The following is an 11,591-nucleotide window of genomic DNA, read 5'->3' as shown; positions in this document are numbered from 1 at the left end:
TTATTTTTGTGCAATCATCACTATTAACTGTAAGGAGCAAACGATGAGACAAGGTATTACCTTGGTTATCGCGACCACAGTACTAGGGCTCATGGCTTCTAGTTCCGCAATTGCAGCTGATGCATCAGCTGGTAAAGCAAAAGCGTCTACCTGTATCGCTTGTCATGGTGTAAACGGTATTTCCCCAACAGATTTATACCCAAATCTAGCAGGACAGAAACAGGCGTATTTAGTGAAACAAATGAAAGCGTTTAAAGATGGAAGCCGTAAAGATCCTACGATGAACGCCATGGTGGCCGCATTAAATGATGTCGATATGGAAAACATATCGGCTTTTTATTCAACAATGAAGTAGTGAGCCTCTCCTGTTGAGAACACAGGTTAAACGGTGATAAAAAACAGCGGACAATATCCGCTGTTTTTTTATGTAAGTTCTGGAACGCTAACGCAATCATTGCAAGCGTATTACTTTAAAAGAAGCGGATGGGCATAGGATAGAGTACAGTAATACAGGAAGAACAGTAGTAAAGGTAATAGACATGGTTAAATATACAGCAGCAAGGCGAATGCTGATGTGTGCAGCATTAATACTTTCAGGTTGTACAAGTTACAGTATTACAGAGCAAGACATGACGGACTATTTGCACGACAACGTCAATTTCAATCAGTCGATAGGAATAGAGAACGTCATGTATGCTCAGGTTTCCGTTGACGATTTAGAGGTTAAGATTGGTCGAACTGATGCTGAACGAGTCTCTGTGTTTGCTAATACCACTGCTGAAGTTCAAATGCTCAATGCAGAAAAGATAGGGTTAGATCTAGCCCTTGAATTCAGTGCGATTCCTGATTATCAAGCGGAGAGTGGTGAAATTTTCTTAAAATCACTGCGCTTGGAACAGTTTGATGAGGGCAAACAAAGGCTGACGCCTGAAATCAAAGCGTTGATTAAACCTGCCGTGTCTATGATTGGCTACGCGTTATCGGAGTATCCTGTCTATAAACTGGATAATTCAAAAGTCCAAGAGGCATTACTCAAATCCGCCGAACCAAATTTAGTGGTTAAAGATAATAAATTGGTGATTGAGTTGTTTAATTAGAAGGCCGATTTGTATCGTTTAGGCGAAGGGATTTGTTAGATGGTAGCAGATAGGTAGTAGGACAAAGTAGACTTCAATCGCCAGCGAGAACGTTGGCGATTGAAGAAGCACAGGATTAAAATCGATAGCCTAGAGAAAGTAGAACTTGATTATTGTCTTGTGTGAGACCCAAGCTATCTGTTTTGAAATGGGTGTATTCAATACTTGAATAGGCGCCAGTCTTTAACGCATATCTCAGGCCTATGCCGTAGATAAAATCATTGCCGCTGTCTGTATCAGATTGCCCATCTACTTTGTATTTTGTGTTCCAAAAACCTAGCCCTGCTTTGGCATAAGCATCAAAATTGCTCATGAGGTTTAGTGCCACCTCGGGAGCAATGGTAAAGATTCGGTTGTCAGTGGTTCCCCCGGCGTGAGAGACGCTAGAAATATCTGCGGTAGTGTGGAGACCAAGTTTGACACTCCCAGAATCGTTAATCGTTTTTAATGCAACGTATTCAAAACCCCACGCAACATCTTGCCCATCTGATTTATTTCCTAGCGCAGAAAGCTCTTGATTCCATAGCCCAGCACGAACACCTACGTGGTGAGAAAAGTCTTCTGCTCCACATGTTGCCGATAACCCAATCATAGAGAGAATCGAAGCGAGTTGTAACGATGTTTTCATAGTGATACCTATTTATAAACTGGCGGTTTTTTATTCATTTAAATGCGTATTATGCATAGCTGGGCGTATACTATGATTTTATGTGAGGTTTTTCTTTAACTTTATGATTTTAATGATAAAAGTGTCTACTGGTTAATAAAAAACACCGTTTGCTATCGATTAAGGCGATACAACGTATAGAAATGATAGATGTGAAGTGAAGCATACCTCGGAAATATAGCGTAGGTTTTCTAAATCAAAAGCTTACATACGTTAATTATCTTTGGTATGTTTACCTTATATTTTTACCGTTGCTAGGAGAGCAGTCGTGGTGGTAAATACTGACGGCTATCAAGCATTGATAGAACATTTAGCCATGAATTTGGATGTGTTTACCTCGAAGGTGGGGGACACAGGAGCAGAAACCATTGAAGATGTCGCGACTGATATGGTGGCGTCGAATATCATGGTTTTGTTTGAACAAAATCCAGAACTTCACTCAAGTGTACGATTTAAGTTACTGAAAGAAGTTGATTTGGTGATTCAAGATCTTGAAGAGGTGTTGGCTGGTGTTTGGAATAGAAACGCGACCAATGAGCAAGTCTCATTTCTTGAAGAGTATATCGCATTAGTTAAAAACCTATTTGATACCGCAGTCGCAAAATACGATTAGCGATTAAACGTAGGTTTATCCCGATTTAAGAATATAAAAAAGAGGCGCTTAGCCTCTTTTTTTGTACCAAGACACTGAGCTGAATCGTTAATTGACGGAACGGAAATGCCAGAATTTAGCCGCCCAGTAGGGGTTGTCTAAACGAGATAAAATCACCCCTTTAGACGTGGATGCGTGCATGAATGTATTCCCACCTAAATAAATGCCTACATGCCTTGTTTTATAACCCGTCTTGAAGAAAACCAAATCGCCGCTTTGTGCATTGTTATAATTCACTTTATTGCCGATGTTAACTTGTTGAGCGGTGGTTCTTGGTAGTTTTACTGAATAGGCATCGTTATAAACCGCTTGCACAAAAGCAGAGCAGTCCACACCGCTGAAATTCGTGCCGCCAAGTCGATAAGGGACACCCTGCCATTTTTTATATTCGTTTAAAAATGGGGCGTTTTCCGCTGTATTGTAGGGTTGCTGAGTGTGAGCGGCACGGTCAGGTGAAGACGAACACGCTGACAAAGCGGCCACCATACTGAAAACTATCAATAACTTATGAATCTTCATGTGTCATCTTCATTCAATAAAAGTGTAATAAATCTGTCATTGAGAATAACTACTATTCCTAGTAATTCTATACTAATTCAACTAGTTGTCTAATGATCATCCAAGATGAGAAGACACTCTTTGTGTGACTTAATGTAACGGACTTAGCATGACACGCTCGACAGCAAGGAAAGGTTCTACCTCACTGATTCGCTCACTCAGCATTATATTCTTTCTGATTGTAATGCTCTTTGTCGGACTAAGTTGGTTGAGTGCGAATGGCCTTACCCAAGTTAATCGCCAATTTGACTCGCTTTCCAACCGCGCATTACCGTTAGCAATGAACAACGCAGGCTTAACACAAGATGTGTTGGAGCAAGTTAAGTTGCTCAGCTATGGGACACAAACTAATTCGGGTGAGGAGCTGGCCGCAATACAAGATCGTATTACGGAACTTGTTGATGCGAGCACAATCAAGTCTGAACAGCTGTTTGAAATCGCCGACCTATACAACCAAGCGGTGACAATTGAGCAACAGGAGTTACTGAGTAGCAAAATTGTTGAGCTTCAGTCACTGACGCAGTCAATACTTGAATTGCAGGCTCGTATCGTCGCAATGAAAGCGCAGATAGACCAAGAGGTGGGAGGTTTTCGCTATGGTTTGAGTTCCATCGGACCTGAAATGAACCGTATTAGTCTAATTTTATCTGATGATAATCCAGCCGCTGCAGATGCCGCGAGTCGTTTCATTGCCAGTGCAAGTTCGATGGAAAGCACGTTCTTAGTCCTTATGATGCAAGACAGACTCTCAGAAGCAAAGAAGCAATACCGTGAAATGCGAAACCGAATTGCAGGTATTGATTTAGCCTTTGACGATTTTGCTCAGTGGCATCCAGAAGTAAAAGAATTTGCAAGTTTGACTGCGCCGTTTGGCATGGTTCAAGAAGGGTTTCAATCTAATGGTGTCTTGCGTCAGATTTTAGCTCGACTGGAGCTGGTGGAGCAGCAGCAATTACAGTTATCACGAGCGACTGCTTTGGCAGATGAAACTACTCAATTGTTGTCGGAGGTATCCGATACCGCATCATCGCTGATTGATGCCAGTAAAGCGGTGGTGAGCAGTACGATTCAATTCAACATCTACAGCCTTTTTGTCGCAACCGCTATTTTGATTGTTGTCATTATTTTGATCTTTTTCATGCTGCGTCGTTGGGTTAACCGCTCTCTTAAAAATATTGCCAATCAGCTGAAGTTATTGACTGAGCATGACCTCACCAACACGGTGGCACTGACGGGGCCGAGCGAGATTCAAAATATTGCGCTCAAACTCAATAACGTCACGAAGTCTACCCACGATTCGATTGAAATGGTGACAAGAAATTGTGAAACCTTATATCAAACTGCGGAAATCAGTCATGGTGCGGCAGAAGAAACCCGCAATAGTATGCGTGAACAAAACACATCGTTAGATGGCATGGTGACAACCGTGACGCAACTAGAAGCCTCGATCAATGAAATTTCTTCTGTTACCAATGCTTCGTTGAGCGACTCACAGCAGGCCGAGAGCTTTGCAACGTTGGGGCTGGAGGCCGTGGAATCAAATCGAGAGCGTTTACACTCATTGGAAACCACGTTAACCAGTAATGCAGAGTCAATGGATGAGCTCGATACAAAAGTGAAGCAAATTCAAGAAATGGTGGATCTTATTAGTGGCATTGCAGATAACACGAATTTATTGGCGTTAAACGCGGCGATTGAAGCGGCGCGCGCTGGGGATATGGGGCGTGGATTTGCGGTTGTGGCGGATGAAGTGAGAAAGCTAGCGAGTGACACCTCCAGCCAAACGACAAACATCCGTCAAATGATGACAGAGCTTAAAGAAGCCGCCCAAGAATCGCGTCAGTCTGTCATTGAGTCGCGAGATGAAATGAATCAGGCGCTGGTATCAAGTGAGCGTGTTAAAACCTCGTTTGAGGACATTGAAAACGCCATTGCTCAGATCCGCCAACGGGTTGAACAAGTATCTGTTGCCACAGAAGAGCAAGAGCGGGCCACAGCCGAAGTAGGGCGCTCTATTACTCACGTGAGTGCGCAAGCTGAAAACGCTAACTTGCAGTTAGAGTCTATGGTTGAGAGTGCAGAGCAAGTCGCCGATATTGCTGGGCATCAGCAGGCGATGTTACATAAATACCGACTGGCTCAGAATACGCACTAAGTGATAAAGGCAGAGTTTTTATAAGCTAAGGTCTCTACGAGTCGGGCTCTCTAAAAGGCTGGGTGAGCATCTTGTCTAGCCTTTGTTCCCTAGGGTCGGAAAATTGGGGAATCCCGATGATGACATCTTGATGGCCTTTTTCGGGCTGCGCTCGGTAGGTACCAAAAAGCTGATCCCAAATAGACAGGAAGAAGCCAAAGTTGGAATGCGTTTCCTTGGTGATAATAGAGTGGTGTACACGGTGAAAATCGGGCGTCACTATCCATTTACGAAGGGGTCGGTCAACGGATAACGGCAGAAAGCCATTACTGTGATTAAACATTGCGCTAGCATTGAGAATGATTTCAAACAGCAACACTGCGAGTGGAGGTACACCGAGTAACAGGATTAGTGCGATTTTGATGATCATCGACAATATAATTTCGATGGGATGAAACCGAGCGCCAGTCGTGACGTCAATATCACGATCCGAATGATGCATACGATGTAGGCGCCATAAAATAGGCACACGGTGAAAAATGAGATGCTGGAAATAGATTGCACCATCGAGCAGCACGACACAGAGTGGAATAAGCAACCACTGGGCAAGTTCAGAATGGCTGATGGCGTCAAATTGGTTGAATAAACCGATGTTGTTTTGCTGAGCCAGATAAGCCGCGTCGATGGCTAGTAAGGGCATGATCGTCGCTAATAGAATAGAATTGAGCCCAACTAAGCCAAGGTTATTGGTCCAACGAAGTTGACGGGTTCGAGTCCGGTCTTTTCTTGGTGATTGGTATTCCCATACCGCACAAGCAACAAGCACTGTGATAAAAATGAGTAGACGGATCGCGTCGCTATTTTCCATCAATTTGCGGTTTCCTTTGTCTAAATGGGATAAGCAGGGTTAGAATTCCGGCATCTGCCCTAAGATTACCATGAAAATGAGATTTCACGCTTTCCACCGACTTTATAATGATCGATTGGCTATTGCCACCAAACCGTTTAATGCGCGCGGCGCGAAGGTTAAACGTTGTCCTCAGTGTCAAATTGCGCAGCAGTATTGTATTTGCCAATACCAACCAGATGTTGAGTCCAACATAGCAGTGTTACTGCTAGTCTCTGACGCGGAGATATTAAAACCCAGTAATACCGGGCGTCTAATTCTAGATACAGTAAAAGAAGGGTATGCCTATGCTTGGAGACGTACAGAACCCGACTCCCGCTTACTTGCATTGCTTAGCGATGAAAGATATCAACCAATTGTCGTGTTTCCCGAAGATTACGTCGATAACAAGTCGCGCTTGATGACGCTTGAGAAAAAGCATGGAGCAATCGCTACAGCTAAAAAACCATTGTTTATCTTCTTAGATGGCAGCTGGCGCGAAGCCCGCCGTATTTTTCGAAAATCGCCTTATCTAGATGAGTTTCCAGTGTGCTCAATTAAGCCTGAAGCAATATCGAACTACGTAATGAGAAAATCAAGTATTGAAGAGCACTTAGCAACGGCTGAAGTGGCGAGTTTGGTCTTTGAACAGTTTGGCGAAGCAAAGGCATCGCAGGTACTTGACCATTGGTTTGCGGCGTTTAGAGAAAGCTACATGATGAGCAAGACCCGTTATTCAATCGATCACACAAGACCAGATCTGCATAAGTATATTGCCATGATCGGAAACGAGACATCCCTCTAAACTTTTTGAGATTGTGCTGACTTGTTGAGCAACTAGGTTAGACAAGAAGATAACTTAGCGCTGAGTCACGGTTTGAGGGGGTAGGGATATGGATAATGCCCGAAGATATTTATTTTTCACCCGAATTTTGGGTTAGCAAGGAGAGTTTTGTATGTATTACGGCTTTGATGTCGGTGGCACAAAAATTGAGTTTGGTGCATTCAACGAAAACCTAGAACGAGTGGCAACTGAACGTGTCCCAACACCAAGTGACAATTACCAAGTTTTACTTGATACGCTTGCAGGTCTAGTCGCGAAATATGACAGTGAGTTTGGTGTTGAAGGTAAAGTCGGTCTGGGTCTGCCTGGGATGGAAGATGCAGACGACGAAACAGTATTAACAGTGAACATTGCCTGTGCGAAAGGGCAACCACTTCGACGAGATTTGGAAGCGTTAATTGGTCGTGAAGTCAAATTAGAGAATGATGCGAACTGCTTTGCTTTGTCAGAAGCATGGGATGATGAATTAAAAGATTCACCATCTGTCATGGGACTCATCTTGGGGACGGGTTTCGGCGGCGGTCTTATCTACAAAGGTAAAGTGTTTTCTGGCCGCAATAACGTCGCAGGTGAGCTTGGCCACATGCGTCTTCCTATTGATGCGTGGTTCCATCTTGGTGAAAACGCCCCTTTATTAGAATGTGGTTGTGGAAACAAAGGCTGTTTAGATAACTATTTATCTGGTCGTGGTTTTGAGCTTCTATACGCCCATTATTATGGTGAGCAGAAGAAAGCGATTGATATCATTAAAGCACGTGAGGCGGGTGATACCACTGCAACAGAGTTTGTTGACATGTTTATGGAATTACTCGCGATTTGTTTGGCGAATATCTTCACCGGTAACGATCCGCACGTAGTAACGTTGGGTGGTGGATTGTCAAACTACGCTCTCATTTACGAAGAGATGCCTAAGCGTATTCCTAAGCATCTGATGTCGGTAGCGAAATGCCCGAAAATTGTCAAAGCGAAACACGGTGATTCTGGTGGTGTTCGTGGCGCAGCGTTCTTGAATATTAAGTAATTAATTTCCAAGAATAAACTCAGATTTTTAGGCCAATGGTTTGTAACCATTGGCTTTTTTTATAGCTGGTTGTTCAGTAGCAAGGTTAATGCGAATAGGGTAGAGAACTATCGGAAATGTAGCGTTTTGAAGACATGGCTTACTGCGTAATTTACTTTCGTTGAATTTTGGGCAGATGCTGCTATTGCTTAATGTAATGAGTTAGCCTTGCACAATTGGAGAAGTGCCAATGTCAGAGAAAGTAAAAGGGATGTTACTACTACTCGCCGTCGCCATATTAGCCGTTGACACATTAATGGTGCAAGCACTGATGCCACTCAATGGCGATGTTTCCTTTTTGTTAACAATGGCAAAAAATACTGGGTTGAGCCATTTTTACAATGAGTATTACGAAGTTAACCCACCACTAATTATCTATATTTACAAAGTTTTCCTTGTGCCATTTTATATGGGTATTATCGGTGATATATCATCACTTAGACTAGGGGTCGTTTTATATTTACTAGGCGCATTATATCTTTCGTGGTTGAATCTATCCTACTTAAACAGAAATAGGAAAGTATTGTTTACTCTGTCACTATCTTTTGGATTGTTTTCAATATTGCAAATAAGTTTTGGTCAACGTGAGCACCTTATTGCCGCAGGGTTGGTTGTTTATTTAACAGAAATTCTTCGTTCTTCCTATACCGGTAAGTATAGAGTGTTAAGTGTGATTTCACTTTTAATGCTTGCAATATCCATATGCCTTAAACCTCAATACTTGCTTGTTTTGATATTGGCTGAGGCTTATATGATGAAAAATCACGCATTATTTTATAGGTGGAGAGAGATAATAACGATAGGCTTCTTCGGTGCTTGCTACTTACTTGCTGTGGTTGTATTTCAGCCAGAATATTTCGACTTTATCGTCCCGCTGGCTAGAACGTATTATGGGGGGTACTTCCCAGATTTTATTGATGTGTTAATGACCGCATCAGTTGTTTTCTTAGTTATGTTGATACCTTACTACCTTTTGAAGAAAAGGCCACGCTATAGCCAGTTGGTATTTGTTGTGTTTCTATTCTTTATAGCATCATTAGGCGCATTTATTATAGGGAGGACAGCATTTGGCTACCATCTAATACCGGCTTTTGTATTTTCATTTACTCTGGCTTATATGGCAGTAATTATCATATTTAAGGATGTTGTCGATGACTTTTCAATTAGGAGTTTGGTGTTATTGCTGCTGTCTTTTTGTCCTATTTTTATATTTAAACATGAGGATATGAAAAGAAGTTATCAAGTGGATTATGCTATTGCTTGGCATCAATTTACAGCTAAAGAGCAAAACTTGTCGGATAAAATGTTTGTGGATCCCGATGTATTGAATTTGTCTAAAAAAGTAGATAAATATACAGAACGAGGAGACAATATAATTTTCCTTGCTTCAACTAATATGCTCCCTCATCACACAATCCCAGTACATTCAGGACTTTCTTGGCTCGCAAGGCAGCCTAATTTTTGGTTGTTGCCTATAGCAATAACGGAGCCACAAAATAGTCAGCATCGCGAAACGATTCGGTTTGTACAACAGACGATTACGGACGACATTAACTTAAATCAGCCTCGTGTTCTAGTCGTACAGCTACGAGAGAAAACGGTGAGGCGCTATGGAGAAACACAGCTACTCAACGTACTCTTAGATTACCCTGAGTTTGTTGACGCTATCAATCAGTATAAGAAAGTTGAAAGTATTGCAGTTGATAAGTCAGTCTACCATCTGTACTTAAAGAAATGAATTTTGTTAGCTAGTTACCTGGCTAAGAGTCCGCTTAATTAAATTGATGGATGTGGCGATACGTGCTTTTGTGGTTAATTACCTTTTTTACGTAACCTCTTGTTTCGCTAATTGGAAACTCAGTGGTTAAATAGTCAAAGAGTGCTTCTTCACTCATTTTATTCACAGTATGAGAGAATTTTTCTACGGAGTTCGTGCGTTTAAAGTACTTCAGCAAATTCGAGGGCCCGCAATTATACGCTGCTATTGCCAGCCATTCCTTTGAACGAGAGGAGTGAATGTCATTTAGGTAAACCTGCTGGAGGACACTTAAATATGCAGTTCCTATGTTAATATTAACACTAGGCATATAAAGCTGTTCTGTAGTAAAAGTGGCGTTAGCGAAATAGCGTTCAGATATCTCTGCAACCGCACCTGATTTCATTATTTGCATTAAACCAAATGCGGGCGCATCAGACTTAGCTTTTGGATTAAAATAACTCTCAACATGGATAACGGCGAGTATGAGACTGGCATCAATTCCCCAGGACTTTGATGCGCTGTGGATAATTGGCAAATAGGCGTTAACTTTTGAGTGTGGGAGTGTCGATTTGGTTGTTCCTCCTGTTTTTAGGAGTAATGAAGAACCACCTCGTAACTGCTCAATACCACTTCCTTTGTATATTCGATGATGCTTGCTGCTCATGGAATCAGTCTGTGGTTTTAGTGCAAGGTGCTTGGTAACGTTGGTGTGTATGCCTGGGAGTGTCTTACTTGAAAGCGACTTACTAACGTCATCAGCTAAACAAAAACCGCTAAAGCCAATGAAGACTATAAGCAAATATTTTTCTGGGGAAGTTGATTTGTGAAGAGTGGTTAACTTGACCATTCCCTATTTTCCTACTTGTGACAACTAATAGTAATGATAGTTGTTGTAGCAGATGTTCATGGTCTTATTTTTGAAAATGATGAGCTGTACATGCAGAGTGGGTTATGAAACCAATCCGCTCTTTTTATGATGGTTATGGAACTATCGCCCTTTTCTTAATTTGTTATGAATCCACTGGTGTTGTTTAGTAAAGTCTGAATGTAATGGCCAAAATAGTGAAGTATATATTTGCTTACCAAACAAATTCATGTCGTCTGAAAATGTGATCAGTTCGGAGCGTCGTTCATGGTTTTTAATAAGGTGGTGGGGCAAGAATGCGATTCCTTTTTTCGCCAAGCAAAGATCGAGAATCGTTGTTGTATCATCAAGAATCCAAATGTTATGCCGAGAAATGCTAGAGAGGTCGACAAAATCTTCGCAGCCATCGATTAATAATAGTCGCATTGAAGTTAGATCCGATTCCGTCGAAACATCTTGATGAATGACCCAACTGCAGTTCACCATAAAGAGTTCATCAATATTAAAAGACAGCTCTGTTTTATGATAGGGGTTACCGATAGCAATATCGACTTTGTGGTTGTGTACATATTGACCCAGTATATGACTTGGCTTAGTGAAAACAGTGAGTTCGGTCCCAGGGAACGTCTCAGAAAACTCAATAAGTACTTGCTTTACTTCATCATTGAATACAAGTGGGTCAATGCCAATGCGGATTTTCTTTGTATCGCTGTTATGAAGCGATTCTGCAATATCCACCAATTCAAAATATTTAGAAATGATAGGTGCTGATAAGTGATAAATCTTTTGCCCTTTATCCGTAAGAGTTAGCGTGTTCTTGCTCCGATCAATCAAAGGGTAGTCCAGCTCATTTTCTAAATTTTTAATTGCACCAGAGATGGTTGATTGCGACTTTCCGAGCTTTCTTGCGCCATTACTAAATGATCCAAAGCTAACAACGGCGTGAAATGAAACTAGATTGTCAAATGGCAACTTCATAACTTCAACGCCTGTCTTATAAATCAAACATACTAGAAGCGTAACATTCACA

12 protein-coding genes are annotated in these 11,591 nt (G+C 41.8%); 7 read left to right on the top strand and 5 right to left on the bottom strand.

The features are described from left to right. The first annotated feature begins 43 nt into the window (after positions 1–43). Both L4D05_RS04695 and L4D05_RS04690 read left to right on the top strand, forming a co-directional pair. Entirely contained in the window at positions 44–355 is a 312-nt protein-coding gene (locus L4D05_RS04695) for a c-type cytochrome (protein WP_428750805.1), read from the top strand. Between the two features lie 184 nt (positions 356–539). Further along, positions 540–1,097, top strand: coding sequence for a YceB family lipoprotein (locus L4D05_RS04690; RefSeq protein ID WP_428793186.1), 558 nt, complete (start codon positions 540–542; stop codon positions 1,095–1,097). Between the two features lie 115 nt (positions 1,098–1,212). Here L4D05_RS04690 and L4D05_RS04685 read toward each other — a convergent pair whose 3' ends face one another. Beyond that, on the bottom strand, positions 1,213–1,764 hold the full coding sequence (locus L4D05_RS04685) for a porin family protein (RefSeq protein ID WP_428793185.1): 552 nt from the start codon (positions 1,762–1,764) through the stop codon (positions 1,213–1,215). Positions 1,765–2,071: 307 nt separating this feature from the next. Here L4D05_RS04685 and L4D05_RS04680 point away from each other — a divergent pair, with 307 nt between their 5' ends. Next, the gene (locus L4D05_RS04680; protein ID WP_428793184.1) at positions 2,072–2,416 is read left to right on the top strand and encodes a DUF3802 family protein; all 345 of its coding nucleotides are present in this window, start codon (positions 2,072–2,074) and stop codon (positions 2,414–2,416) included. Positions 2,417–2,503: 87 nt separating this feature from the next. On the opposite strand, the gene L4D05_RS04675 is transcribed toward L4D05_RS04680, so the two are convergent. After that, positions 2,504–2,974, bottom strand: a complete 471-nt coding sequence (locus L4D05_RS04675) for an NlpC/P60 family protein (protein ID WP_428750801.1) — start codon at positions 2,972–2,974, stop codon at positions 2,504–2,506. A 148-nt stretch (positions 2,975–3,122) separates the two neighbouring features. Here L4D05_RS04675 and L4D05_RS04670 point away from each other — a divergent pair, with 148 nt between their 5' ends. After that, a complete protein-coding gene (locus L4D05_RS04670) occupies positions 3,123–5,168 on the top strand; it encodes a methyl-accepting chemotaxis protein (RefSeq protein ID WP_428793183.1) in 2,046 nt (681 codons plus the stop codon). A gap of 34 nt (positions 5,169–5,202) precedes the next feature. Here L4D05_RS04670 and L4D05_RS04665 read toward each other — a convergent pair whose 3' ends face one another. Then, the gene (locus tag L4D05_RS04665) at positions 5,203–6,015 is read right to left on the bottom strand and encodes a sterol desaturase family protein (RefSeq protein WP_428793182.1); all 813 of its coding nucleotides are present in this window, start codon (positions 6,013–6,015) and stop codon (positions 5,203–5,205) included. A 70-nt stretch (positions 6,016–6,085) separates the two neighbouring features. Between L4D05_RS04665 and L4D05_RS04660 the strand changes: the two genes are divergently transcribed. The 3 genes from L4D05_RS04660 (at position 6,086) to L4D05_RS04650 (ending at position 9,675) form a co-directional block, all read left to right on the top strand. After that, positions 6,086–6,838, top strand: coding sequence for a tRNA-uridine aminocarboxypropyltransferase (locus tag L4D05_RS04660; RefSeq protein ID WP_428793181.1), 753 nt, complete (start codon positions 6,086–6,088; stop codon positions 6,836–6,838). 151 nt (positions 6,839–6,989) lie between these two features. Next, positions 6,990–7,898 (top strand): N-acetylglucosamine kinase, encoded by a 909-nt coding sequence (nagK, locus tag L4D05_RS04655; protein ID WP_428793180.1) that lies wholly within the window; start codon positions 6,990–6,992, stop codon positions 7,896–7,898. Positions 7,899–8,127: 229 nt separating this feature from the next. Then, on the top strand, positions 8,128–9,675 hold the full coding sequence (locus tag L4D05_RS04650) for a hypothetical protein (protein ID WP_428793179.1): 1,548 nt from the start codon (positions 8,128–8,130) through the stop codon (positions 9,673–9,675). Between the two features lie 34 nt (positions 9,676–9,709). Here the strand turns inward: L4D05_RS04650 and L4D05_RS04645 are convergent, their stop codons facing one another. Both L4D05_RS04645 and L4D05_RS04640 read right to left on the bottom strand, forming a co-directional pair. After that, positions 9,710–10,543, bottom strand: coding sequence for a transglycosylase SLT domain-containing protein (locus tag L4D05_RS04645; RefSeq protein ID WP_428793178.1), 834 nt, complete (start codon positions 10,541–10,543; stop codon positions 9,710–9,712). A gap of 141 nt (positions 10,544–10,684) precedes the next feature. After that, entirely contained in the window at positions 10,685–11,539 is an 855-nt protein-coding gene (locus L4D05_RS04640) for a LysR family transcriptional regulator (RefSeq protein ID WP_428750794.1), read from the bottom strand. Positions 11,540–11,591 lie beyond the last annotated feature (52 nt).

Source organism: Vibrio nomapromontoriensis (assembly GCF_050337205.1).
Classification (GTDB): domain Bacteria; phylum Pseudomonadota; class Gammaproteobacteria; order Enterobacterales; family Vibrionaceae; genus Vibrio; species Vibrio nomapromontoriensis.
This window is presented reverse-complemented; position numbering and strand designations above follow the sequence as displayed.

Excerpts from the sequence above, each read along its gene's own strand:
- L4D05_RS04660 (WP_428793181.1), top strand. The coding sequence starts at position 6,086 with ATGAAAATGAGATTTCACGCTTTCCACCGACTTTATAATGATCGATTG.
- L4D05_RS04695 (WP_428750805.1), top strand. The coding sequence starts at position 44 with ATGAGACAAGGTATTACCTTGGTTATCGCGACCACAGTACTAGGGCTC.
- L4D05_RS04690 (WP_428793186.1), top strand. The coding sequence starts at position 540 with ATGGTTAAATATACAGCAGCAAGGCGAATGCTGATGTGTGCAGCATTA.
- L4D05_RS04665 (WP_428793182.1), bottom strand. The coding sequence starts at position 6,015 with ATGGAAAATAGCGACGCGATCCGTCTACTCATTTTTATCACAGTGCTT.
- L4D05_RS04640 (WP_428750794.1), bottom strand. The coding sequence starts at position 11,539 with ATGAAGTTGCCATTTGACAATCTAGTTTCATTTCACGCCGTTGTTAGC.
- L4D05_RS04650 (WP_428793179.1), top strand. The coding sequence starts at position 8,128 with ATGTCAGAGAAAGTAAAAGGGATGTTACTACTACTCGCCGTCGCCATA.
- L4D05_RS04670 (WP_428793183.1), top strand. The coding sequence starts at position 3,123 with ATGACACGCTCGACAGCAAGGAAAGGTTCTACCTCACTGATTCGCTCA.
- nagK (WP_428793180.1), top strand. The coding sequence starts at position 6,990 with ATGTATTACGGCTTTGATGTCGGTGGCACAAAAATTGAGTTTGGTGCA.
- L4D05_RS04685 (WP_428793185.1), bottom strand. The coding sequence starts at position 1,764 with ATGAAAACATCGTTACAACTCGCTTCGATTCTCTCTATGATTGGGTTA.
- L4D05_RS04675 (WP_428750801.1), bottom strand. The coding sequence starts at position 2,974 with ATGAAGATTCATAAGTTATTGATAGTTTTCAGTATGGTGGCCGCTTTG.
- L4D05_RS04645 (WP_428793178.1), bottom strand. The coding sequence starts at position 10,543 with ATGGTCAAGTTAACCACTCTTCACAAATCAACTTCCCCAGAAAAATAT.